This is a genomic window from Nonomuraea sp. SYSU D8015, assembly GCF_008065375.1.
In the GTDB taxonomy this organism is placed as follows: domain Bacteria; phylum Actinomycetota; class Actinomycetes; order Streptosporangiales; family Streptosporangiaceae; genus Nonomuraea.
The window spans coordinates 69738-93704 of the sequence record NZ_VJYI01000033.1; the positions used below are offsets into that span (position 1 = coordinate 69738).

The window sequence follows — 23967 nt, forward strand, 5'->3', positions numbered from 1 at the left end:
TTCGGCATGGCCGGGAAGGTGTCCGCCGAGCCGCATGCGGTGCGCGAGCTCATCCGGCCTCGTGCTCGTGAGGCCGGATGAGCCGGTGCTATTGAGCGGTCACCGTGATCTCGGCGGGCACATCTCGGCTTCCATTTCCTTGGTGAGGATGCTGATCGGGTTGCCCCAGTCGCCGTTGATGTTGGTGACGACCATGTGCCTGCCGTCTCGGGTGCCCATCGCATAGGTCCAGGAGCCGTGGAGCCTGCCACCGTTGCCCCAGACCGTCACGCCGCAGGACAGCTTCTGGGAGAAGATTCCGAGCCCGTAGGCGGTGTTGTCGATCCACTGCGCGCCCTTGGTGGAGACGGTGGTGAACATCTCCTTTTGCAGCGCGGGCGGCAGCAAACGGCCGTTCAGCACTGCCCGATAGAAGGTGTGCAGGTCATTCATGGTCGAGACGATGCTGCCGGCTGACCCGGCCCAGGAGGGGTTCATGTCAGTGAGGTCGTAGGGGGTTGTGGTGTCCTCGCCGACCAGGAACTTGACGTAGTGCCGTGCGTGCGGCTTGCGCAGCTTCGTGTCTTCGCCCGGCAGGTACGTCTTCCGCAGGCCGAGCGGGCGGATGATGCGCCGGTTGATCTCTTCGGCGTAGGACCTGCCGGTGACCTTCTCGGTGATCATTCCGGCGAGCGTGAAGTTGGTGTTGGAGTAACCCCACCCCTTGCCAGGCGCGAAGGAGGGCGGGTTACGCATGGCTGTCTTCACCAGTTGCTCGGGACGGTAGCTGTTGAAACGGGCCTTGAGGAAGGCGGTGCTCCACTGTTCGGACGCCAGGTCCGCATCCGAGGTGTAGGAGAAGATGCCGCTGGTCTGGTTGAGCAGTTGCCTGATGGTGATCTTGCTGCCGTCGTGGCCGTTGCCCTTCACCACGCCAGGCAACCACTTGTCCACGGTGTCGTCCAGGCTCAGCCGGCCCTCGGCCACCAGCTTCAACACCACGACCGCGACGAACGTCTTGGTGGTGCTGCCGGCCCGGAAGTACTCCTGCCGGCGGCGCTTGAGGCCGGTGTCGGTGTCGGCCACGCCTGCCGTACCGAACCATGACCTGCGGCCGTCACGGACTTCAGCCATGGCGCCAGGCATGCCGTCGGCCACGGCTCGGTCAAGCACCCGCTGGAGCCGGGCGTGGTCGTCGGTGCGGCGGTCGGCGTGGTCGCCGGCCGCCGCCGACGACGCGCTTACGGTCACGGCGACTGCGGCGGCGAGCAGGCAGGCGGTGGTGGTGCGGAGGATCTTGGTCATGGGTCGATCGCCATTCATACAGATGGAGTGTTGGTGTAGCGGAATACGTAAGCCAGCTGGTGACACGGTGGAGCAGGATGTCGCCCTGGGTGACGTGGGCGACGTCCAGATCGGCGCGCCCGCGCGCCATCGCGCCGACCTTGACGGCGCCTTGCTCGACGGTCACGCGCAGGCCGTCTTCTGCCCGGTCCACCGTGACGTTCCCGGCGCCGTTGCCGATCACGGTGGCGCCGATACTCTCGCCGACCTTGATTTGGCCGTGGGCGGTGGTGAGGGCAGCCGGGCCCCCGGACGTGGCCACGGTGATGTCGCCGTCGTCGGTGCTCAGGCGCGACTCGCCGGTGCGGGCGAGGTGGATGTGGCCACGGGAGACGTGGGCCCGTACCTCGCCCAGGCGGCCCTGGCCGTTCAGGAGCCCGTCGCGGAGGCTGATGTCGAGCGCCGAGCCGCTGGGCAGCTCGACCGTCACAGCGACGCGTCCGGGAAGGGATCGGATGCTCGAGCGGTCCTTGACCGTCAGGCGGCCGCCTGCGTAGGTGACGCGGGCGCGTTCGGCGGCTGCGACGTCGGTGGCGTCGGCCGGGTCGGCCGGCCGTACCTCGACGGTGGTGTCGGTGCGCTGGGTCGCGCTGATGCGGATGTCGGCCGCGGTGAATGACAAGGCGGCGACGATCGGCTCCGGTGTGTCAAAGGTATCCATTGGTGGTTTACTTTCAGCGGGGGTCGGTGGCGGGCGGCGTGCTTACGCACCGATGGAAACGCCGAACTCCGCTTCGATGACTTTGAACATGGGGTCCCAGGACCTCCACTCGGTGTTGGTGTGCACGGCGACGGTGTGCCGGCCATCGGGAGTGCCGACCGCGAAGAAATAGGAGCCCCAGAAGCTGCCGCCGACGCCGCGCAGCGTCCGGCCGCCGGTCGCCTGCTCGTCGAACTCGAACATGCCCAGGCCGTAGCGGGCGTGCGGCATCCAGTAGCCGCCCTCGGTGGAGACCGTGGTCCACATCTGCCGGTGCTGTGCGGGCGGCAGCAGGCTGCCGGTGGTCATCGCGTTGAAGAAGCGGATCATGTCCGTCGTAGTGGAGACGACGTTGCCGGCCGCGTAGCCCAGGGAGGAGTTGAGCTCGGTGACGTCCAGCGGCGGCAGGCCGGGCTCCTCCATCAGCGATTCCCAGTTCTCCGGGGTGACCGCGGCCGGGTCGGCGCCGTCCTTGAGGAACTGGTGGGAGTAGCCTCGCGGGTGCGGACTGGGGTAACCGGTCTCGGTGGTGGGGCGCACGCGGGTGTGGGTCAGGCCGAGCGGCTGGACGACCCGGCGGTCGACCTCGTCGGCGTAGCTGTTGCCGGTGACCTTCTCGATGATCGCGCCGGCGATGTAGAAGCCGCCGTTGGCGTACTCGAAGCGTTCGCCGGGCGCACCGACCGGCGGCTGGGACACCGCCACCCGCAGCAGTTCCTCGGTGCTGAAGGTGTCGAAGCGATGCCGGTCGAACCCGGAGCGGGTGGCGTAGCGGTGGCTGACCTCCGGGGCCAAGCCGGTGGCGAACAAGCCGCTGGTGTTGCTGAGCAGGTGCCTGATGGTGATCTTGTCGCCGTCGTAGCCGCCTGCGTCCAGCACGCCGGGCAGGTGGGCGTTGACCGTGTCGTCGAGGCTGAGGCTGGCCTCGGCCTCCAGGGCCAGAAGCGTCGCGGACGTGAAAGCCTTGCCGCTGCTGCCGGCGTGAAAGTACTCGCCCGGCACGCGCGGGGAGCCGGTCTTGATGTCGGCCACGCCAGCGGTGCCGAACCAGGTGCGGTCGCCCTCCTTGACCTCGGCGACGATGCCGGGAATGCCGACCTCGGCCACCGACCAGTCGAGCACCTGCTGCACGTTCTCGTGGGCTGCCATTGCACTGCCTTTCGGACGTTTCCTTCCGTACGTCCTCCACGGTGTCCACCGGCGCTTACATGCGTCTTAGAACGCTCTTTTAGCCGGTATGGCGCCACTTTCAAACGGCACGTGCGCGTCTTTGTGCTCATAGCCTTTGTGCATGCGGATGGAGTTGCTGGGACCGGTCCGGGCCTGTGCCGACGATGGCACACCGATCGAGGTCGGCGGCGTCATGGTCCGAGCGCTGCTGGCCCGGCTGGCTCTGGCCGAGGGCGAGATGGTGCCGGTCGACGCACTCGTTGACGGCCTGTGGGGCGAGCATCCGCGCGGGGGCACCGTCAACGCACTGCATGGGCTGGTGCATCGGCTGCGCAAAGCTCTGGGCGAGGCCATCGATGACAAGGAGGTCGTGGAGAGGGCGGCCGGCGGGTACCGCCTGCACGTACGCGCCGAGGACGTCGACGCCTGTCGGTTCGAGGAGAAGGCGAAGCGGGGCGGTCGCGAACTGGCCGCGGGTGACGTGCGGCGAGCGGCCTCGCTGCTGGACGAGGCGCTGGCGCTGTGGAGGGGAGACGCGCTGGCCGACGTGCGTGACACCCCCTTCGCCGCCACGGCCGGCGCGCGGCTGAACGAGCTACGGGTCGCGGCCATGGAAGACCGTTTCGAGGCGGAGCTGCGACTGGGCCACCACGACGAGATCCTGGCCGATATGGCGGCGATGGCCGCCGGTCACCCGCTGCGCGAACGGCTGGCCGGATTACGCATGCGAGCGTTGCATGCGGCAGGCCGCCAGTCCGACGCGCTGGCCGTGTTCGACCAGGTCCGCGGCACCCTCGCCGAGGAACTGGGCGTCGACCCCTCCGAGGACCTCCGCGAGACGTACCTCGCCGTACTGCGGGGTGAGCGGGAGTACCCCCAGGCGCGACAGGCTCGGCCGCACGCAGTGCCAGGACATCTGCCCGCCCAGCTGACCAGCTTCGTCGGCAGGCAGGAGGAGCTGAGGTTGCTGGCCGGGTTGCTGGAGTCCTCCCGGCTGGTCACCGTCGTGGGCCCCGGAGGAGTGGGCAAGACCCGGCTGGCGGTGGAGGCCGTGAGCCGGCATCGGGTCCATCAGCGAGGCCGGGCCTGGCTGGTCTCCCTGACCGCGGTGAACACGGCCGACGGGCTGGTGGAGGCGGTACTGAGCACGATCAGCCTCGCCGGAGCCCAGCCGGCCGGCACGCTACTGGAGCGGGTGGTCAACCTGCTCGCCGGTGGTGAAGGCGTGCTGGTTCTGGACAACTGCGAACAGATCTCCGGAGCCGTCGCGGAGTTCGCCGGGCAGTTGCTGGAGCGCCAGCCGGGCCTGACCATCCTGGCCACGAGCCGGGAACCGCTGGACGTCATTGGTGAGGCGCTGTGCCGCCTGGGACCCCTCGGCCTCCCCCCGGCGCACGCGGATCGCGATCGTGCCTCCGCATCGGCCGCGGTGCGGCTGTTCCTCGACCGGGCGGGAGCCGTACACCCCGGCTTCGCACTGGACGCGTCGACCGCGCGGCCGGTCGTGGACATCGTGCGCCGGCTGGACGGGCTGCCGCTCGCCCTGGAACTGGCCGCGGCACGCCTGCGGACCATGAGCGCCGAGCAGATCGCCCGGCGGCTGGATGACCGCTTCCGGCTGCTCAGCACCGGTAACCGGACCGCCCAGCCCCGCCAGCAGACGCTGCATGCGGTCATTGAGTGGAGCTGGGATCTCCTCACCTCACAAGAGCGCACACTGGCCGCCCGGATATCGATATTCCCGGCGCGGACGGGTATCGCTGTGATCGAAGCGGTCTGCGCAGATGAGACGGTTCCCGCGGACGAGGTCGTCTACCTCCTGGACTCCCTGGTCGACAAATCCATCGTGGAGCGGGCCGGCGACGGCTACCGGATGCTGGAAACCATCCGGGCACACGCGGCGGACAAGCTCCGACTCGCAGAAGAGACCGACGCCGTCCTGCGCGGGCTCACCCGGTACTTCGCGGACCTGGCCGACGAACACGAGCCGCTGCTGCGCTCGGACAAGCAGGCGGAGTCGCTGCGGCTGTTCCAGGCCGAGTACGACAACCTGATGTACGCCCTGCAAACGGCCATCGACGGAGACGACGCCGAGACCGCGGCCCGGATGCTCGGACCGCTGTACTGGTACTGGGTCATGCTCCGCTACGACGCCCGGGCCGAGACCTACATCGCCAAGGTCACCGAGTTCGGCGACGCGCTGCCCGCGGACGCCCGCGCCGCGTTCACCGCGATCCACCTGGTGGGCGTCGAGGGCGGGCCGATCACTGACCACGAGCGGCTCCGCGCGCTCATCGGCGACTGCGCGCGCACGGGCGCGCTGCGCCGCTATCCGATGCTCCTGACGATAGTGCTGGTGATGGCGGCGATACTCGGGCTGGACGAGCTGCTCGATCAAGAGATCGCCCGGGTGCGCAGCGGCCCGGACCGCTGGGCGATCGCCTGCACCTTCATGATCGAAGCCATGCGCCATCGCGAACAGGGCGACCGGGAGAGCTCCGCGACCGCGATGACCACGGCACTGCGCCTGTTCGAGGAGACGGGCGATCGGTGGTGGACGGCGAAGGCGCTGTACGGCCTGGCCCAGATCCACGCCATCGCCGGAGACCACGACCAGGCGATCACCGCCTACGAGCACAGCCTCGCGATCGCCACCGACCTCGGCTCGCAGGACGAGGTCTCCACCCGGCTCGGGCTCGCCACGGAACGCATGCGCGCCGGTGACCTGGCCGGCGCGAAGCGCGACATCGACACCGCCGAAGGAGCGGCCCGGCGGCGTGGCCAGCCGGCGCTGGAGATCGAGGTGCTCGGCGTCCAGGCAGAACTGCACCGCCGCTCCGGAGAGGTCGAACGCGCCGATCAAGCGCTCGACAGGATGCAGGCGCTCCTGCGCAAGCTGCCCCAGTCGGCGGAGGCCATCGACCCTCGGCTGCTCCTCGCTCGGGTAGCCAACCTCCTCACCGCTGGCGACGCCGTACGCGCCCGCGAACTGATGCCCCGCGCTGTCGAGGCGGCGCAGGCGATCATGGATGCCCCCTTGGCTGCTCAACTCCTGGCCAGGCTACTGTGGCTGGAGGGCGATCCGGCAGGCGCGGCCACCGCGCTCGGCCTGAGTCAGGCCATCCGCGGCGCCTTCGACCACGGCGACACCGAACTGCGCTGCCTCTCGGAGATGCTCGCGGAGTCGCTCGGCCGTACCGACTACGACAGCGCCTATGAACGGGGCGCCGACCTGACCCCACACGAGGCCACCGACCGTCTGACGAAGCTACGTGTATAAGTCCAGGGTGGCAGGGGGGCAGGCCAAGTACGAGGAAAGAGCAATGTGTCGCACAGGTCGGCGAAGTTCGGCAGCACCCAGTGGGTCTCCGTCTGCTCGTCCATCGCCTGTCTCCGTGCGATCACACAGCTCACCAGGAGCGGGAACTCACGTGGGTTCGGCATCTCAACGCCTGTTCGCCACGTGCGTTCAGCACGCTGAATGTCGCGAGGGAGTGTCAGCGGAGGGCGGCTTCGAGCGCGTCCGGCAGGGCGGTGTCGGTGATGACCAGTTCGTCGCCCAGGTTGAGGATGCGCACCTCGCCGTGATCGAGTTCGAGCCGGAGGCCGATCTCCGTCTCGATCCGGTGGTCGACGATGACCTGGCCGTACTCGTCCATGTCATAGGAGTCGTGTGGTTGATCGAGCGTCAGCTCGAGCGAGGCGTCGGGGGCGGTGTGGAAGCGGACCGGGCCGAGATCGCTCAGGTGCAACCACATGTGCACCAGTGAGGCTTGGTCGCCGCTAGGGTGGGTGTGCCAGGACACCGTTACCTGGAGCAGCCTTCGGCTGACGAACTCATCCGCGGAGATCACGACGCCTATGGTGTCACGGTGGTTCGGGCGCTTCCGCGGCGGTCTGCCCAGGTGGCGGGCGGCGTTGGCGTAGCGGATGGCGGTCTTGTCATCGATGCCGAACACGGTGGCCAGATGCAGGGGATCGGGGCCGCGAGTCAGAGCCTCTTCGAGTTGGCGGTCGATGCGAAGGCGCCCCAGGGTGGCGGTCAGACCCCTGACGGCGCTTGACGGGTGAGCTCGTCGAGAGGGCGAGGGTGACCGCCGATGGAAGTTTTCGACGCCTTCACCGAAGGAAGCCGGTGACCAGCAAGGAGGGATGGCGAGCGTTCGTTCGCCGAGCAAGCGAGGCAACCGTCCCCACGCTCGCGCTGAACAACGGCAAGGTCCAGTTCCAGCCCATGCAGGAAAAATGGCGTGAGGGACTGCGCTACGTCGCCTCGCTGTACAAGGAAGGGCTCATCGACCCGGGCGCCTTCATTCAGAACCGGGACGCGCTGAAGGCCAAGGGCGACAACGCCGACGCGGTGATCGTCGGAGCGGCGACCATGCTGCACCCGGCGATCCTGGTCACCCTGGGCCAGAAGGACAAGCGAGACGAGGACTACGACGCGGTGCCGCCGCTGACCGGTCCCGACGGGGTCGCCTACACCTCCTACCGCCCGGCCAGTACTCCCGGCGCCACGTTCGTCCTGACGAACAAGGCCACCGAGCAGGACCAGATCGCGGCCATCAAGATGCTCGACTACATCTTCACCGACGGGGGGCATCTGCAGGGAGAGTTCGGGAAGGAGGGCGTGAACTGGAAGAAGCCGGACTCCGGCGACGTGGCGCTCAACAAGGACCTGAAGCCGCTGTTCAAGGTGATCCCCGCCGACCCGGATGCGCCGCCGTCCAATACTGGAACCTCTGGCTCGGCACCGACGTGGCCGGCGAGGCGGCGACCCTGCAGACCAACATCCAGAACTACGTGACCCAGTCCAATTTGGAGTTCGTGACCGGCAAGAAGAACATCGACAGCGACCAGGACTGGGCCGCCTACCTGGAGGGCCTCAACGGTCTCGGCCTGCAGCGGTACCTGCAGATCCAGCAGCAGGCCTACGACGCCCAGTAATCACGACGCCCAGCAATACGACGCACTTCCAAGGAAACGACATGGACGAACGCCACCGCATCCGGCTGGCCGCGCCCGCCGCCGTCTTTCACGACGCCTTCCTGCTGGGGAACGGCAGCTTGGGGGCGACGGTGTACGGGCGAGCCGGGGTCGAGCGCGTCGACCTCAACCTCGACACCGTCTGGTCAGGCGGTCCGTCGGCCTCGGAGACGAGCGCTCCCGCCGGGAGCCTGCTTCCCGAGTTGCGGCGGGCGATCCGCGAGCGCGATCACCTGCGAGCGGACGAGCTCGCCCGTTCCCTGCAGGGATCCGGCTACACCCAGTCCTATCAGCCGCTCGGGTGGCTGGAGTGGGAGTACGCCCCTGACAGGCAGCTCGACGGCTACATCCGCGAGCTCGATCTGGCCGAGGCGATCGCGAGCACGGCCTACGGGCCGGTCCGGGTGGAGAGCTTCGTCTCGGCACCCGATGGGGTCCTCGTGATGTCGGTCACGGGCGGCGACGAGGTCACGCTGCCCGCGTTCGTCTCCGAGCATCCGACCGTGGAGGTCGCGCAGCGGGAGGCGCATGGCGTCCGGTGGCTGGTGGCCACCGGACGGGCGCCCGCGCACGTGCTGCCGAACTATGTGGACCGGGAGCCCGCCGTCGTCTATGCGGCCGACGAATCCGGCGGAACGGAAACAGTTCCGGCCGGTATGGGATTCGCCGTCGTCGTGGCGGTGCATCGGGCCGCTCCCGGCGAGGTCCGGCTCATCGCGGCCGCGGCGAGCGGGTTCCGAGGCTTCGACCGGCGCCCCAGCGCGGAACCTCGATCGATCGCCGCCGAGGCTGAGCAACGGGTCGCGCGAGCTCTGTCCATCGAGACGTCGAAGCTGCGGGCGCGGCATCGCGAGGATTACCGCGGTTACTTCGATCGGGTCGATCTGGACTTGTCGGCCTCAGGGCCCGAGACGGCCGGGGCCGAGCTCTTCTTCCACCTCGGCCGGTATTTGCTGATCTCGAGCTCCCGGCCGGGCACGCAGGCGGCCAACCTTCAGGGCATCTGGAACCTCGACGTCCGTCCTGGTTGGAGCTGCAACTACACCACCAACATCAATCTTCAGATGAACTACTGGGCGGCGGAGTCGACCGGCCTGCAGGAGCTGCACGAGCCGCTGTTCCGGCTGACGCGTGAGCTCGTCGAGAGCGGGGCGCCGACTGCCACCCGGTGCTACGCGGCCCGCGGCTCGGTGGTCCACCACAACACCGACATCTGGCGGTTCTCGACGCCGGTGCACGGCGATCCCCAGTGGGCCAACTGGCCCTCAGGGCTCCTGTGGCTGTCGGCCCACCTCTGGGACCACCTCGACTACGGGGCCGACGACGCGTTCGCCGTGGAGATCGCCCTGCCCGTCTTCCGATCGGTGGCGCGATTCGCGCTGGACATGCTGGTTCCGGACGAGCGGGGCGAGCTCGTGATGAGCCCCTCGACCTCGCCCGAGCACCACTTCCTCGTCGGTGCGTCGGCCTACGCGGCCGTGTCCGAGGGTTCGGCGATGGACCAGGAGCTGGTGCGGGAGACGCTGTCGCGGTATGTCAGCCTGGCCCAGCGCTTCGCCTCGGAGGACGACGACGCCGAGCTGGCCGTGCGGGCGCGGGCAGCGCTGGCGAACCTACGCGACGTCGCCATCGGTTCGACCGGCGAGCTGCTCGAATGGTACGACGAACGTCCCCCGCGCGAACCCGGCCACCGCCACCTGTCCCACCTGTACGGCCTGTATCCGGGCACCCGCATCACCGAAGCCGCCACGCCCGCTCACTTCGCGGCGGCACGCCGGGCACTGCGTCACCGGTTGGAGCACGGCAGCGGCTATACCGGGTGGAGCCAGGCGTGGATCCTCTGCCTGGCCGCCCGCCTGCGTGACGCCGAACTCGCCGAGCAGGCGATCGCGGTCCTGCTCGGCGAGCTGAGCTCGCAGTCGCTGCTCGATCTGCACCCGCACGACGACTGGCCCGGCGGCAACATCTTCCAGATCGACGGCAACCTGGGCGCGGTCGCCGGCATGACCGAGCTCCTCGTGCAGAGCCACGAGGGCGCCATCAGCCTGCTCAAAGCTTTGCCCACGAGCTGGCCCGCCGGATCCGTGCGAGGCGTGCGCTGCCGCGGCGGACACCAGATCGACCTCGCCTGGCGAGCGGGAACACTGGTGAGCGCGGACATCACGGTCGGCCGGCCCGGCGAAGTGGTCATCGACATACCCGGCGACACCCCGCCCCTGAACGTCGTCGACGAAAACGGCACCAGAGTGCCTCATGTCGAGGTCGGCGGAGCGATTCCCGGACGCCTCCGCCTGTCCTGGAACGGCGTGGCCAAACGTCGTTACACGGCCCGCGCCTGAGCGGATCGACAGCCCGATCGGCACGCTCCACCCCCCGAAGGAGACTTTCCATGACCGACCCGCAAGGCACCGGGCTGAGCCGGCGCACGTTACTCCAGGCCGCGGGCACCACCGCCGCCGCGTACTCGTTGATCGGCACGATGACCGGCAGCGCGAGAGCGGATGACCGGCCCGAGGCCGCCGACCGGCTGGTGGTCTACCCCATCCCGGCCGGTGTCCCGACCAACGCGAGCTTCTCCGTCAAGGCCCGCACGCCGAACGGCCAGTGGACGCCGGTACCCGTCTACCGCGCCCAGGTGAAGATCATCAACGAGAAGACGGGTGGTGGAATCGTCAAGAATTCCTCGGTCGCCACCTTCGACTTCAGCGGCACCGTGGAGGTCGCGGTCACCTCGTCCAAGGGCGCCATCGGCAACGCGCGGATCCGTCCTCTGTCGTACGCCACCCAGTACGCGGTGGACGGCGACACGGTGAGCTTCACCCTCACCGACCCGCGCAACCTCTCCATCGAGATCGACGGAGAGATCTTCGACAACCTGCAGCTGCACGCCAACCCGATCGAATCGCAGCGGCCCGAGCCCGACGACCCCGACGTCATCTACTTCGGCCCCGGTCTCCACACGGTCAGCGGCGGCGTGGTGACGGTGCCCAGCGGCAAGACGGTCTACCTGGCCGGTGGCGCCGTGGTGAAGGCCCGGGTGGAGTTCAACGGGGTCGAGAACGCCCGGCTGCTCGGCCGGGGCGTGCTGTGGAACTCGGAGTACGCCGGCGCCCTCGTGGCCTTCTCCCACAACATCGAGATCGACGGCATCATGGTGCTCAATCCGCGCGCCGGCTACTCCGTCACGGTCGGCCAGTCCAAGCAGGTCGCCATCCGCAACCTCCACCACTACAGCGCCGGCCAGTGGGGCGACGGCATCGACGTGTTCTGCAGCGAGGACGTGCTGATCGAGGGCGTCTACCTGCGAACGTCCGACGACTGCATCGCCATCTACGGCCACCGCTCCAACTACTACGGCGACGTGCGGAACGTCGTCGTCCGCAACTCCACACTCTGGGCCGACGTCGCACACCCGGTGAACATCGCCACGCACGGCAACACCGACAAGCCGGAGATCATCGAGAACCTGGTCTTCAGCGACATCGACGTTCTCGACCACCGGGAGCCACAGATCGGTTACCAGGGCTGCTTCTCGCTCAACCCGGGCGACAGCAACCTGCTCCGCAACGTCCGCATCCAGGACGTCCGGGTGGAGGACTTCCGCTGGGGCCAGCTCATCAACATGAAGGTGATGTACAACGCCAAGTACAACACGTCCGTCGGCCGGGGCATCGACGGAGTGTACGTCCGGAACCTGAAGTACGACGGCACCCGCGCCAATATGTCGATCATCGTCGGCTACGACGCCGACCATGCCGTCAAAACGTCACCTTCCAGAACCTGGCGATCAACGGCACGGTCATCGCCAACACGATGAGGAAGCCTGGCTGGTACCTGGAATCGGACACGGTCCCGATGTTCGTCAACGAGCACGTGCATAATCTGAGGTTCCTGGACGCCGCCACGCCCGCGGCCGCCGTCGCGCCGCAGATCACCAGCCCGGGCGAGGCCACGGCCACCGCCCGGCAGGTCTTCAACCACCTGATCACCGCGACCGCGCTGCCGACGTCGTTCAACGCCGAGGGCCTGCCGAAGGGCCTCACGGTGGACATGAACACCGGTCTGGTCTCCGGAGCTCCGCAGGTCCCCGGCACCTACACGATCACCGTCTCGGCTACGAACAACGTGGGCACGGCGACCAAGTCTCTCACCGTCACCGTCGGACACCCCGCCTGAGTACCGCGGCGAAGCGTTCGATGCGCATCGGCTGGAGCGCCCCCACCGCTCGGGTTGACGTCACCAGAGGAAAAGTAACTCTCAGTAATCGGTAGGCCTTGCGCCCGGCCGATGTGGAGCCCTCCCCGGGTGAGAGCGGCTCACTGCTCCAGCATGGCAGGTGCTCGGCGAGCCGGCCGGGGATATCGATGGTCACCGGCTGATCGGCGGCCACCCGCTCCTGGTCCTCGATGTGGGCGGGATCCTCCAGGAACTGCTTGACGTCGTCGGGCAGTTCGCGGGCACCGGCGGCATCGAGGACCCGGCGGATCGTTCGGGGGCAACGCCGTGCTCACGAGCGAGCGCCTTCACAGCGGCCCTTTCGCGGTACGCGGTGACGGCTGCTTGCGCCTTGCGCGGGTCAAGGGCGGCCGGGCGCCGAGCACCTTGCCGGCGGCGGCCGCGGCTGCCGCGCCTTCGCGCGTGTTCTCCGAAATCATGTCCCGCTAGGCGAAATTGGGCATGGCGTGCGGGATCAGCAGGGTAGGCAGAGAACCGGAACTTTGGCGACCTTGACAGATGAGTGCCGGTCGGCGGTCATTCGTCGGTGATGATGTTGTGGGCGGCGGTCGCCGAGAGTCGTCCTCCTTTCCGGTCGAGGAACAGGGCTGGGCTGTCAGCGCCGGGCCAATCGGCCCGATCGTCCAGCCACTCCTGTAAGGCATGTCGCAGCGGGGGATGGGCACCTGGCGGACCTTCTCGCCCTTGCCGAGGATTCGCAGGGCGCCCTTGCGGGCGGACAGGCGCACGTCATCGACGTCTAGGGTGACGAGTTCGCTGATGCGGGTGCCTGCGTAGTAGGGCACCAGTGCTACGGCCCGGTCGCGGTTGCAAGCCAGCCTCGAACCGCTCGCAGGAAGCGTCGAGCGATCCGCTCGGTCAGCACCCGGGGTGCGGTGGTGGGGAGTTCGGCGCGTTTGGCCACGGCCAGCAAGTGCGCGCGATAGTCGCGGACCGCCCAGTCGCGGGCGGTCGCGTCGGTCAACGGCTCGCCGTCGGTGTCGGCGTCTGCCCGACCGGCTCCTTGACTCTGTCGGGAATCTTGAAACATCCGGCATGTCCCGAGGGGCGACTGATCAGTAACTGTGAGGCTTCTGGGGTCGGCGAAGTCGGCCATTCCCCCGAGGTGATGAGGTGTCTCTACCGGTTCGTCCCCGGTCCGCGCTGGAGGTCCCGGAGCTCACCGCCCAGCGCACCGATTCCACCCATGTCCTGGCCACCGTGCGCGACCTGACCCGCCTGGAGCTGGTCACCGAGGCCATGCGCGCAGCTCTGGAGGAACTGGCCCGCACTGCCGCTCACGCGCTGAACGGTTTGGTCGATGAGGATTGGGGACGCCGCTACGGCCGGCAGGTCCGCCTGGGCAAGAACCCCACCCGGCCCAAGACTAGGATCAACACCACCGGGGCAGATGCCCGTCGCCTGCTGGAACACCTGAGCCGAAACCATCCCGGCCTGCTGGGCGGCCCCCAGGTGCAGGCCCTGCGACAGATCCTGGTGCAGACCTACTACTGCGACTCCACCGGGCGGCTGCGCTGGCGTGACGATGACGACGATAGCGGTCTGCCGCCCTCGGCCAAGCGGATCATCTCGCCCTACGACCTGACGGCCCGCTATGCGCGTCGGGGGCAGGTCACCCGTTGGCAGGGGTTCCTCGCGCACGTGACCGAGACCTGCTCCGGCGACGGCCCCAATGTGATCACGGACGTGGTCACCATGCCCGCGACCAGCGCTGACACCGAGGTCCTGCCCGGCATCCACACCCGGCTGGAACGCCGGGGCCTACAGCCCGAGCAGCACCTGGTCGACGGTGGCTACACCTCCCTGGTCCACCTCGAACAGGCCGAACGTGAACACCAGATCACCGTGGTCGGACCGCTTCCAGGCAACCCCACCCACCAAAACCGCCAGGGTGAGGGTTTCGCCCCCGACGACTTTCGCATCGACTTCGACCGCCAGGAAGTCACCTGCCCGCAGGGCCAGGTCAGCAAGGGCTGGCACGGCCCTTATCCGACATCCTCGCTGACCGCCGCCCCGTTGATCGTGGCCCGCTTCACCAAGAGCCAGTGCCAACCCTGCCCGGTCCGAGCCAAGTGCACCACCTCCCGCGACGGTGCGCGCAACGTGGGCTTTCCTCCACGAAAACTACACGAACTGCAGCTGCGCAACCGCGCGGAGCAGCGAGAACCGGACTGGCACAAGCGCTACGCGGTGCGTTCCGGCATCGAGGGCACCATCTGCGAGTTCGCCCACGGCCATGGCATGCGCCGCTGCCGCTACCGCGGGCAAGCCAAGGCCCACCTGCAACACGTGCTCACCGCCATCGCCGTCAACGTCGAACGCCTCAGCCGGCACCCTCCTGGAGAAAGCGCGCCGCCACGACCGCCGACAGCCTTCCAGGACTACCTCGACCAGCAAGGCATCCCGCGCTTGCGTTCCTGGCGAGCCGCCAGCTGACCCGACAGCGAACAAGATCCCCGACAGAGTCAAGTTGGCGGAGCGGTGCGGCGGAGCCGTACCAGCACAAAGGCGAGCAGCCCGAGGGCGGCCAACGCGAAGACCGCGTTGCCGATGAGGTCCACATGCGCGGGCGCGGGGAAACTCGGCGGCTGCGGGAAGCCGTGCCAGGCGTAGGTGACCAGGCCGGCAGCGCTCAGGGCGAACCTGTGCCAGGGTCCCCAGCCCATGCGTCGGGACCAGCGCAGGATGAGCAGCGTCATCGTGGCGTAGAGCGCGAGGTAGAAGCCGACCGTGATCCATGCGGGCACAATGGACTGCAGCTTGCCCGCCATGGTGGGGAGCCAGAACGCCAGCCCGGCCACGATGGTGGTCGCGAAGACGGTCCACGGGCTGGCCGGCGTGGCCGGGAGGAGGGGGCGGCGGAATCGAACGGACAGGAACGCGGCGATGATCAGGGCGACCGCCGTGATCAGCGTCCAGGTGATCTGAGCGGCCGACAACGGGTAGATGGCCGGACTTGCGAGGGCGATGGGCACCGCGCCGCCCAGCAGGAACAGGACGGCTGACACGATGAGGCCCACCTTGCCGAGCCAGGGCGTGTCCGGCCGGCGTGAGCCCGCCTCTACCATCGAGATCGGCACCGCGATGCTCCATACCCCATGGATGGCCAGGACGAACACGGTCCAGTAGGCGCCGATGCCCAGTGCCGGGATGAACCCGTAGTCGAGCAACCGCAGCCCGACATAGTCGGGATCGAACAGTGACCGGGTGAGCAGGCCCTCCTCGATCACGGCGTAGGCGAGCCCGAGCAGGATGATCCCCGGCCATCCCAGCCGCCATCGGCGGGCGACCTCGCGGATCAGCAGCGCGCCACCGCCGTAGAGCGGAATCAGCCCGATGATCATCGGTAGGGCGTCGATGGCGATGTTGCCGAGCAGATACTCGCCGACCAGCGGCGCGAGAACCAGCAGGCCAAGTGCTGGAAGAAGGCGTTTGAACACGTCTATCCTCACCGGTTGTAGAGCTTGCGTGCCCACAGGTATCCGCCCAGCGCGATGGCCGCGCTCCAGAGTGCCGCCGCCGCGAAGCTGGATCCCGCGGGCTGCCCGGCCAGTAGCGCGCGCAGGGTTTCGATGACCGGTGTGAACGGCTGGTGTTCGGCGAACCAGCGCAGCGGGCCGGGCATCGACTCCGGCGGGACTACGCCGCTGCCCAGGAACGGCAGCAGCATCAGCGGCATCGGCAGGTTGCTGGCCGTGGCCACGTTCTTGGTGACCATGCCCAGCGCGGCCGACAGCCAGGTGATGGCGAAGGTGAACATCGCCAGCACGCCGATCACCCCGAGCCAGCCCAGCGCGGAGGCGGCGGGGCGGAAGCCGATCAGCAGGGCCGTCAGCGTCACCGCCGTGATCGCGATGAAGTTCTGGACCAGCGCGCCGAGCACGTGCCCGGTCAGGACCGAGACGCGGGCGATGGCCATGGTCTTGAATCTGGCGACGATGCCCTCGGTCATGTCCACGGCCACCGAGATCGCTGTCCCCTGCGCGGCGCTTGCGATCGTCATGATCATGATGCCGGGGGTGATGTAAGCGGCGTAGGCGGCGCGGTCGCCGCCGATCCCGGTGCCCATGATGCCGCCGAGGACGTAGACGAACAGCAGCAGGAGCACCACTGGGACGCCCGCGTAGGTGAGGATCAGTGTGGGGTAGCGCCACATGTGCCTGATCTGGCGGCGCAGCATGGTCGCGGAGTCGGTGATCGCTCTCATCGGGAGGACTCCTCGGTCAGGGCGAGGAAGACGTCGTCCAGGTCGGGTGTGTGCACCGACAGTTCAGCGACGTCGATGGCCTGTGCGTCGAGCCATTCCAGGAGTTTGCGCAGCGTGCTGACGCCGGTGTCGGGGATCTGCACCGTGAGGGACTCCTCGTCGCGTGAGGTGGCCCTCAGGTGGGAGGCCGCCCTGAGGTAACCGTCGGGGTCGGCGAAGCGCACGACGATGTGGCCGCCGGGGACCATGCGCTTGAGCTTCTCGGGGGTGCCTTCGGCCACCAGCCGGCCCTGGCTGAGCAGGGCGATGCGGTCGGCGAGTTCGTCGGCCTCCTCCAGGTATTGGGTGGTCAGGAAGACGGTGACGCCGTCCTGCTGGACGAGGTCTCGGACGATCTGCCACATGGTGCGGCGGCTGCGCGGGTCCAGGCCGGTGGTCGGTTCGTCGAGGAAGATGAGCTTGGGAGTGCCGACGAGGGTCATGGCGAGGTCGAGGCGGCGGCGCATGCCGCCCGAGTAGGTGACTGCGGGCTTGCGCGCGGCGTCGGTGAGGTCGAAGCGTTCCAGCAGTTCGCGGGCGCGCTCGCGTCCGCGGGAGCGGCCGAGGTGGAGCAGGTCGGCCATGAGTCGTAGGTTCTCCTCGCCGGTGAGGAAGCTGTCGATGGCGGAGAACTGGCCGGTGACGCCGATCGCCGCACGCACCTTGTCGGGTTCTGTGGCCAGGTCGTGCCCGGCCACCCGGATCTCGCCGGCGTCGGCCTTGACCAGGGTGGACAGGATCTGCACTGTGGTGGTCTTGCCCGCGCCGTTCGGGCCGAGCAGCGAGAAGACGGTGCCCTGCGGGATGGACAGGTCGATGCCGTCCAGGACGCGGTGGGCGCCGTAGGACTTACGCAGCCCCGTCACCGAGACGAAGGTCCGCATCGCGTTCACCCCCGATCCCAGGTGACGGGCAGGCTGTGCACGCCGTACACCTGGGAGGGGTCGGTGCGCAGCGACAGGTCTTCAGCCGGTACGGCGATCCGCAGCGTCGGGAAGCGGATGAGCAGCGAGGGAAACGCGACGCGCATCTCGATGCGGGCGAGCTGCTGGCCGAGGCACTGATGGACGCCGTGGCCGAAGGCCAGATGCCCGGCGGCCGAGCGGCGCAGATCGAGCACGTCGGGGTCGGAGAACCTGGCCGGGTCCCGGTTGGCGGCGTTGATCGCGATGATGACCGTGTCGCCCGCCTTGAGCTGCCTGCCGCCGAGCTCCACGTCCTCCAGCACGCCGCGCATACCGGTGGCGGCGACGGACAGGTAACGCAGCAGTTCCTCCACGGCGCCGACGGCCAGGTCGGGGTCGCCGCGCAGGGCGGTGAGCTGGGCCGGGTTGCGCAGCAGGGCGAAGGTGCCGAGCGCGAGCATGTTGGCGGTGGTGTCGAGCCCGGCGCCGAGCAGGAACGCGGCCACGCCGCCGAGCTCCTCATCGGTCAGGTCGCCGCCGGTGGCCAGGTCGCTGAGCAGGTCGTCGGTCGGCTTGGCCCGCTTGGCGAGCGCGAGCTCCCGCAGGTACGTGCCGAGCTCGACGAAGGCGGCGTACTGCGCCTCAGCGGTCGCGGCGTCCGACAGGGCCCGGGTGGAGCTCTGGAACTGGTCGCGGTCCTGGTACGGCACGCCGAGCAGCTCACAGATCATCAGCGCCGGCACCGGCTGCGCGAAGACCTCGACGAGGTCGGCGGGCGGCCCCTGCCGCTCCATCGCGTCGAGCCGCTCACGGGTGATCTCGGTGACCCGCTCGGTGAGCAGGTTCATCCTGCGGACGGTGAACTTGCCCGCCAGCAGCCTGCGGAAGCGGGTGTGCTGGGGTGCGTCCATCCCGGTCAGGTCGCCGACGGGGGCGGGCGGCAGGTGCCCACCCGCCAGGGGGTGATAGTGGGTCTCGTAGCGGGAGCTGAACCGCGGGTCGGCGAGGATCTGGCGGACCAGATCGTAGCCGATGATCATCCAGACGCCGGGGGCGCCCTCGTGCACGGCCAGGCGGGCGATCGGCTGCTCTGCGCGCAGGGCGGTGAGCGAAGGCGCGGGATCGAAGGGGAAGGCGGGTGCGCGGTCCAGGGACAAAGTGACCGGCTCCACGCGATAGTTCGCGTTCGACATGATTGAAAGCTACGTTGCTTTCAGAAATTCCGTCAATCAATCGATACACATAAATGCAGGTCAAAGCCGAAATATTGATGCGTTGGCGCTGAAGCTGAATGCAATGATACGTTGCATTGTGTGGAGCCGAACGCAATACTGGCGCCATGCCAGAAGGAAGGTTGACCCGGCAGGACCGCCAGCGCATCGCGGCCGGCCTCGCCGAAGGACGTTCGTACGCCGAGATCGCCAGGCGACTGGACCGGCCGACCTCGACGATCAGCCGCGAGGTCGGCCGCAACGGCGGCCCCCGCGACTACCGCCCCGAGCGGGCGCACCAGGCGGCAGCGCGGCGGGCACGGCGCGACACCCCGGCACGTTCGCCCGAACCCCAGGACCGCACGGCCTTGAAAGTGGAAGAGGGAGCCGTCGAGCTGGCGGTCGGGATGGGCCTGCCGAAAATGGTGGCGCGCGTGCTCATCGGCCTGTGGCTGAGCGAGGACGGCCGGCTCACCGCGGCCGAGCTGTCGCGCGGACTGAACGTCAGTCCCGCCTCGATCTCCATGGCAGTGGGCTACCTGACCCAGCAGGGGCTGATTAGGCGCGAACGTGATCCGCAGCGGCGCCGCGACATCTACGTGGTCGACGACGACGCCTGGTACCACTCGACCGTGATCAGCGCCCGGCAGACGCTCGCGGCGGCGGAGATCACGAAGGCGGCGGGACAGACGCTCGGGCTCGACACGCCAGTGGGACGCCGCCTGGCCAAGGGCGGTGCGTACCTGGAGCGGATCAGCCTGGACGCTCTGACGTCGGCCGAACGCTGGCGCGACCTCCCTCCGTGATCAGGCCGCTGGGATCGTTTCCCGGATTTCACGTGCTGTGGTCAAATCGCCCCCTCAACGCCCACGAGGCCCTGTTCGACCCCGCAACGAAACTCCCGCACGCAGCGCCACGCCAGCGGCACCACGCAACAAAACTCCGTGCGAAGCTCCGAATGCGGGCTGACCATCATCCAGCCTGCGACGGGACGTCGCCGCCGCTACTGCTCAACCGCCTGCCGAATTCGCGCGCATCGCACTACGACGCGATGGTGACCTACTCCGGGCTGCCGGGCTGCACGACATCCCCGCTCAGCGCCAGCCGCTTGGCGACGTCCAGCCGTACCTCGCCGTAGGGCTGGACGTGCTGCCAGAACAGCGGCGTCAGCCCACGCCGGTCGGCGGGCTTCAGCAACGCGGCCCACTCCGGATCGGCTAGGACGTACCCACCCCGCGCTGAGGCCTAACTACGCTTATCGGCCCGACGCTCGGATAGATGCGATGGGCCCCAAAGTGAAGCGTTGGTGCAGCACGGTTCAAGCGGGCTACATCTCCGGGAAGGATGCGATCACCGAATAGTGGACCACGGTGAACTCATCAAAACTCCCGCGGGCGAGTGATCGTTCTGCCGCTCGTGCGGCGTCGGCGATGGCTCGCTCGCCTTCAGCCGCCTTGTGGAAGTCCATGATCGACGTGGTTCCGTCCCGGCCGTCGAAGCGCAGGACGATGAGCTCCTTCATGTGGCCGATCATGAGCATCGTGCACCACGACCTGGGGAAACCTGTCAGTGATCGTTATCGTCCCGGACTTATCCCGCCCTGTTCGAGCCGTAACCCCGCCCCTCAGCGGGGGTTGAGCAGCTCGGTGATCCGCAGCAGCCCATCGGCGCCATGACCGGCGCCGATGACGCGGCGCGCCAGCCCCTCGGCCGCCCGCATCACGCTCGCGTCGATGCCGTGCGCCTCCGAATGGTGCACGATGTGCGCCATGGTCGAGGCCGCCGAGGTGATCGGGTTGATCTCATCGGTGTAGTCGCCCTTGTCCACCAGCGCCGCGCTCTCCTCGAACAACGGCGGCATGATGGCCGCGATCCCGCCCGCGAACGGGGCCAGCTCCTGCGCGGTGATGCCTTCGGCCCGCGCCACGGCCAGCGCGTGCGCGTACCCCGCCATGGCGGTCCAGAAGATGTCGAGCAGCGCGATGTCGTACGCGGCCGCCCGGCCGATCTCCTCACCCAGGTACGTCTGGCCGCCGCCCAGCGCCTCCAGCGTCTCCCGATGCGCCCGGTAGAGCCCTTCGGGGCCGCTGTGCAGCAGCACCGCGTCGGCGGTGCCGATGGTCGGGGTCGGCGTCATGATGGCGCCGTCCAGGTAGCCGATGCCGTGCCCGGCCGCCCACGTCGCGCTCTCACGCGCCCGATCAGGGGTGTCGGCGCTCAGATTGACCACCGTGCGCCCCTCGAGCGCCGCGGCGACGGGGCCGCGCCGCAGCACGGCGTCGGCGGCGTCGTAGTTGACCACGCAGACGACCGTCAACGGGCTCGCCGCCACCGCCTCCTCGGGGCTGCCGGCGCGGACGGCGCCCCGCGCCACCAGGGCCTCGTCCTTGCCAGGGGTACGGTTCCACACCGTGGTCGGATGACCGGCCGCCAGCAAGGCGGATGCCAGGGCCCGGCCCATCGGGCCCAGGCCGATCACGGTCACCGCGTTGCGCTCGGACATGAATGCTCCTTTCGTCATGGCATCCACGATCGCGCAGCCCGCTACGGAACCACCATGGGTCCACTACGGGCATGCTGCGGGCTCGCTACCTGCGGGCCACGGTGAGGAGGTGCCCGCTCACCCCAGCAGCGACGGCTCCGACTCCATCGCCCGCAACTCCTCCAGCAGCAGGGCGCGCCGCCGGGGGTCGTCGAGCCAGTCGTCGAGGCCCTCGTACAACCAGAACGCGCCCTCCAGCCCGTAGTGCCGCACCTCGGCCAGCCCCGCCTCGGCGAACTCCGCCGGGATCTCCGCCACCTCGTGGAAGTACGCGGTGAACCCCGACCTCGGCGAGCGCATCATCCCGCCGGCGGCCGCAGCCCGCGCCGCCGCACGGAAGGCGTCGTCCAGCACGACCCCCTGCCGTACGCCGTCGTGCACGGCCGAGAACCGGCTGATCGTGGCCGCCTCAGGGCGATCGACTGCGAGGCGTAATCGCAGTTACTCATCGCTACTTTGGGGCTCATCGCAGCTATCCGAGCGTCGGGCCTTCGGGCAGGCACGGCGTCCGCCGCCCGACGGCCGGCATGAGCGCCGCGCCGAAGATCTCCGCTCTGCGCGGCGGGCACATCACGCTCGCCGCGGCTGCCGACGCCTTCCTCGTCACTCCGCGCACCGCCAACCCCAACACCCACCGCGCCTACATCGACCGCGTCACCACCCTCCTTGGCCGCGACCGGCCGCTCGCCGAGGTCGCCGACGCCGAGATCGGCACCGCGCTTAACCGAACTGTGGGGCGGCTGTGCGCCGGCGACCTGGAACCGCAACCGCGCCGCCATCACCTCCTGGCTCGCCTGGTGCCAGACCAAGAAGCACTGGGCCGCGCCCTCCATCCCGGCTGAGGCCGAACGCCGCAAGGAGAGCGCCGACGAGACCCGCGCGGTCGCCAAGACCACCATCCACCGCAGCCCCGATCCGATGATCCGCCGTAGCCGATCCCGGGTGGGCGGCTCGATCCGCTCATTCTTCAAATGCGCCAGCAGCTGCTCGCGCACGCGGTCGACCTGCCGCTCCTTCTCACACACCTCGACGGCCAGCCACTGTGCGGCCTTCTCGGCATCGGCGACAGTGCAATCGCGGAAGCCGAAGTACTTGCGGATGTCGGCGCGGTGCGCCTTGATCGTGCGGCCGTCCCATTCATACAACCGCAGCTCGGACGCGGGCACGTCCACCAGGCGTGCGACGTAGGTGACCGCCTGGTCGGGGATCTCACTGGGGCCGGTCGGGAACCGGCCATGCACGGCATAAAACCGAAGCAGCAGCGCGAACCCCAGCTTGGTCGCGCCCCGGCGCCAGGACGACTGGTCCAGCTCGTCGCCTACCAGCGTCCAGTTCCCAATCAGATCGTCCTCGTCCAGCACACGCGCCACGAGACATCCGGCTCTCTCGCCAGCGGGCAGCCTCCCGCCCGCAGATCCACGATGCCGGTGTCCATACTGACCGTGCTTGATCGTACACGTCCAGGATCGGCGAAAGAATCGCTGTCGCCCAGGAAAGACCCTCGTTGAGCTGCACTAACGCAATCGCGTGTACCGGGTGACAGCAGTCTTACCGGCACCCCAACTCAGGCGTCACCGCCGTCGGCTTCAGTCACCCACGTCACCTCCGTCACTTCGAACGCAGCTCCGCCGCGACCGCTCGTTCCCGCAGCTGAGCCGCCTCCGCCCGTGCCGCCTCCAGCTCGGCTCGCAGGTCCTCCAGCCGTACCCGCTCCAGCCGCAACTCCGCCCGCGCCTGATCGCGTTCCTTGACCGCCGCATCGGCACGCGCCTTCTCCCGCGTCACCAGCTTGCGCTCCCGGGCCAGCGCCGCCGCCCCCTCCTCCTCGAGCGCGGCCGCCTTCGCCGTCAACCGCTCCACCTCGGTCGCCGCCCTCTCGGCCTCCTGAATCGCCACCGCCCGGTCGCGTCCCGCCTCGGCCGCTGTTCGTTCGGCCGCGACAGCCCGCTCCATGGCGCGCTCGCGCTCCTGCGCCGCCGCCTCCTCCCGGGCCCTGGCCGCGATCACGTCACGTTCCGCCTGCTCACGCGCCCGCAGCGCCGCCGCCGTCTCCTCCCGGGCGCGATCCCTTTCCTCCCGTGCCCGACCGGCCTCCTCCTCAGCCTGTACGGCCTGCGCCCGCGCCTCCGCGGCGCGCTTGTCCGCCAACTCCACACGCTCGGCCAGTTCCTGCACGGCCTGATCCCTGGCCCGTTCGGTCAGCTCGACCTGGCGTGCCGCCTCCTTGGCCCGCTGCTCGGCCTGATCCGCGCGCCGCTTCGCCTCCTCGGCGGTCTGAAGGGCCTGCCGTTCGGTGCTGGCGGCTTCCCGCAGCGCGGCCAGCGCCTGCTCGCGCGCTCTCTCGGCATCGTTGAGCGCGGTCTCCCGCTCGTGTTCCGCCTCCTCGAGGCGGGCCCGCATCTCGGCCGTCTGCCTGCGGGCGTGTTCGGCGGCCTCGCGAGCGAGCCGTACCTGCTCGAACGCCTGCTCCCGCTCGGTACGCGCGATCGCCACCCGCGTGTGCGCCTCCGCCTGCACGGCGAGCTCCGACAGGTGCGCCGAGCGCAGCAGCGGGGTGTTGCCCTCGTTCAGCGAGACGGCCGGGGTGTCGTCGGTGACCGGCAGCCAGCGCCGGTAGCCGCTGTTGATCAAGCCATGCCAGATAGTCA

General features: G+C 68.9%; 24 protein-coding genes. 8 read left to right on the forward strand and 16 right to left on the reverse strand.

Annotation, left to right across the window (positions count from 1 at the left end; genetic code table 11):
* Positions 1–99: 99 nt before the first annotated feature.
* The 3 genes from ID574_RS53965 to ID574_RS53970 form a co-directional block, all read right to left on the reverse strand.
* Complete coding sequence (locus tag ID574_RS53965) at positions 100–1230, reverse strand: serine hydrolase domain-containing protein (protein WP_223168062.1); 1131 nt, start codon at positions 1228–1230, stop codon at positions 100–102.
* Positions 1145–1945 (reverse strand): DUF4097 family beta strand repeat-containing protein, encoded by an 801-nt coding sequence (locus ID574_RS61195; RefSeq protein WP_223168050.1) that lies wholly within the window; start codon positions 1943–1945, stop codon positions 1145–1147. Before ID574_RS61195 ends, ID574_RS53965 begins: the two co-directional genes overlap by 86 nt.
* An 81-nt stretch (positions 1946–2026) precedes the next feature.
* A complete protein-coding gene (locus tag ID574_RS53970; RefSeq protein ID WP_188196879.1) occupies positions 2027–3172 on the reverse strand; it encodes a serine hydrolase domain-containing protein in 1146 nt (381 codons plus the stop codon).
* A gap of 142 nt (positions 3173–3314) precedes the next feature.
* Between ID574_RS53970 and ID574_RS53975 the strand changes: the two genes are divergently transcribed.
* On the forward strand, positions 3315–6473 hold the full coding sequence (locus ID574_RS53975; protein WP_188196880.1) for an ATP-binding protein: 3159 nt from the start codon (positions 3315–3317) through the stop codon (positions 6471–6473).
* Positions 6474–6690: 217 nt separating this feature from the next.
* Here the strand turns inward: ID574_RS53975 and ID574_RS53980 are convergent, their stop codons facing one another.
* Positions 6691–7152 carry a hypothetical protein gene (locus ID574_RS53980; RefSeq protein WP_188196904.1) on the reverse strand — a complete coding sequence of 154 codons (462 nt, stop codon included), beginning with the start codon at positions 7150–7152 and terminating at the stop codon, positions 6691–6693.
* Positions 7153–7328: 176 nt separating this feature from the next.
* On the opposite strand from ID574_RS53980, the gene ID574_RS53985 reads away from it, so the two are divergent.
* The 5 genes from ID574_RS53985 to ID574_RS61200 are packed head-to-tail and all read left to right on the forward strand — an operon-like array spanning position 7329 to position 12355.
* Complete coding sequence (locus ID574_RS53985) at positions 7329–8000, forward strand: type 2 periplasmic-binding domain-containing protein (protein ID WP_188196881.1); 672 nt, start codon at positions 7329–7331, stop codon at positions 7998–8000.
* On the forward strand, positions 7997–8140 hold the full coding sequence (locus ID574_RS53990) for a hypothetical protein (RefSeq protein ID WP_188196882.1): 144 nt from the start codon (positions 7997–7999) through the stop codon (positions 8138–8140). Before ID574_RS53985 ends, ID574_RS53990 begins: the two co-directional genes overlap by 4 nt.
* 41 nt (positions 8141–8181) lie before the next feature.
* Complete coding sequence (locus tag ID574_RS53995) at positions 8182–10518, forward strand: glycoside hydrolase family 95 protein (protein WP_188196883.1); 2337 nt, start codon at positions 8182–8184, stop codon at positions 10516–10518.
* A 50-nt stretch (positions 10519–10568) separates the two neighbouring features.
* On the forward strand, positions 10569–11996 hold the full coding sequence (locus ID574_RS54000; RefSeq protein WP_223168051.1) for a glycosyl hydrolase family 28 protein: 1428 nt from the start codon (positions 10569–10571) through the stop codon (positions 11994–11996).
* Positions 11993–12355, forward strand: a complete 363-nt coding sequence (locus ID574_RS61200; RefSeq protein ID WP_223168052.1) for an Ig domain-containing protein — start codon at positions 11993–11995, stop codon at positions 12353–12355. Before ID574_RS54000 ends, ID574_RS61200 begins: the two co-directional genes overlap by 4 nt.
* A 485-nt stretch (positions 12356–12840) precedes the next feature.
* On the opposite strand, the gene ID574_RS63270 is transcribed toward ID574_RS61200, so the two are convergent.
* A complete protein-coding gene (locus ID574_RS63270; protein ID WP_442939451.1) occupies positions 12841–13200 on the reverse strand; it encodes a hypothetical protein in 360 nt (119 codons plus the stop codon).
* Between the two features lie 5 nt (positions 13201–13205).
* Positions 13206–13379 (reverse strand): hypothetical protein, encoded by a 174-nt coding sequence (locus ID574_RS54005; RefSeq protein WP_188196884.1) that lies wholly within the window; start codon positions 13377–13379, stop codon positions 13206–13208.
* Between the two features lie 236 nt (positions 13380–13615).
* Between ID574_RS54005 and ID574_RS54010 the strand changes: the two genes are divergently transcribed.
* Complete coding sequence (locus ID574_RS54010) at positions 13616–14851, forward strand: transposase (protein ID WP_223168053.1); 1236 nt, start codon at positions 13616–13618, stop codon at positions 14849–14851.
* Positions 14852–14880: 29 nt separating this feature from the next.
* On the opposite strand, the gene ID574_RS54015 is transcribed toward ID574_RS54010, so the two are convergent.
* Genes ID574_RS54015 through ID574_RS54030 form a run of 4 tightly spaced genes read right to left on the reverse strand, consistent with a single transcriptional unit; the run spans position 14881 to position 18759 of the window.
* Positions 14881–15855, reverse strand: coding sequence for a hypothetical protein (locus ID574_RS54015; protein WP_223168054.1), 975 nt, complete (start codon positions 15853–15855; stop codon positions 14881–14883).
* 8 nt (positions 15856–15863) lie between these two features.
* Positions 15864–16622, reverse strand: coding sequence for an ABC transporter permease (locus ID574_RS54020; RefSeq protein ID WP_188196885.1), 759 nt, complete (start codon positions 16620–16622; stop codon positions 15864–15866).
* Positions 16619–17545 carry an ATP-binding cassette domain-containing protein gene (locus ID574_RS54025; RefSeq protein WP_188196886.1) on the reverse strand — a complete coding sequence of 309 codons (927 nt, stop codon included), beginning with the start codon at positions 17543–17545 and terminating at the stop codon, positions 16619–16621. The genes ID574_RS54020 and ID574_RS54025 overlap by 4 nt, the downstream gene beginning before the upstream one ends.
* 5 nt (positions 17546–17550) lie before the next feature.
* Positions 17551–18759, reverse strand: a complete 1209-nt coding sequence (locus ID574_RS54030; protein WP_188196887.1) for a cytochrome P450 — start codon at positions 18757–18759, stop codon at positions 17551–17553.
* Positions 18760–18905: 146 nt separating this feature from the next.
* Here ID574_RS54030 and ID574_RS54035 point away from each other — a divergent pair, with 146 nt between their 5' ends.
* The gene (locus ID574_RS54035) at positions 18906–19583 is read left to right on the forward strand and encodes a helix-turn-helix domain-containing protein (RefSeq protein ID WP_188196888.1); all 678 of its coding nucleotides are present in this window, start codon (positions 18906–18908) and stop codon (positions 19581–19583) included.
* 253 nt (positions 19584–19836) lie between these two features.
* Here the strand turns inward: ID574_RS54035 and ID574_RS54040 are convergent, their stop codons facing one another.
* From ID574_RS54040 to ID574_RS54065, 6 genes are all read right to left on the reverse strand, one after another.
* Entirely contained in the window at positions 19837–19974 is a 138-nt protein-coding gene (locus ID574_RS54040; protein WP_188196889.1) for a hypothetical protein, read from the reverse strand.
* Positions 19975–20104: 130 nt separating this feature from the next.
* A complete protein-coding gene (locus ID574_RS54045; RefSeq protein WP_188196890.1) occupies positions 20105–20299 on the reverse strand; it encodes a hypothetical protein in 195 nt (64 codons plus the stop codon).
* 102 nt (positions 20300–20401) lie between these two features.
* Entirely contained in the window at positions 20402–21280 is an 879-nt protein-coding gene (locus ID574_RS54050; protein WP_188196891.1) for an NAD(P)-dependent oxidoreductase, read from the reverse strand.
* 117 nt (positions 21281–21397) lie between these two features.
* Positions 21398–21673 carry a hypothetical protein gene (locus tag ID574_RS54055; protein ID WP_188196892.1) on the reverse strand — a complete coding sequence of 92 codons (276 nt, stop codon included), beginning with the start codon at positions 21671–21673 and terminating at the stop codon, positions 21398–21400.
* Positions 21619–22770, reverse strand: coding sequence for a DUF4158 domain-containing protein (locus ID574_RS62160; RefSeq protein ID WP_336245656.1), 1152 nt, complete (start codon positions 22768–22770; stop codon positions 21619–21621). Before ID574_RS62160 ends, ID574_RS54055 begins: the two co-directional genes overlap by 55 nt.
* Before the next feature lie 157 nt (positions 22771–22927).
* A partial coding sequence (locus tag ID574_RS54065; protein WP_188196893.1) for a coiled-coil domain-containing protein occupies positions 22928–23967 on the reverse strand: 1040 nt, incomplete at its 5' end.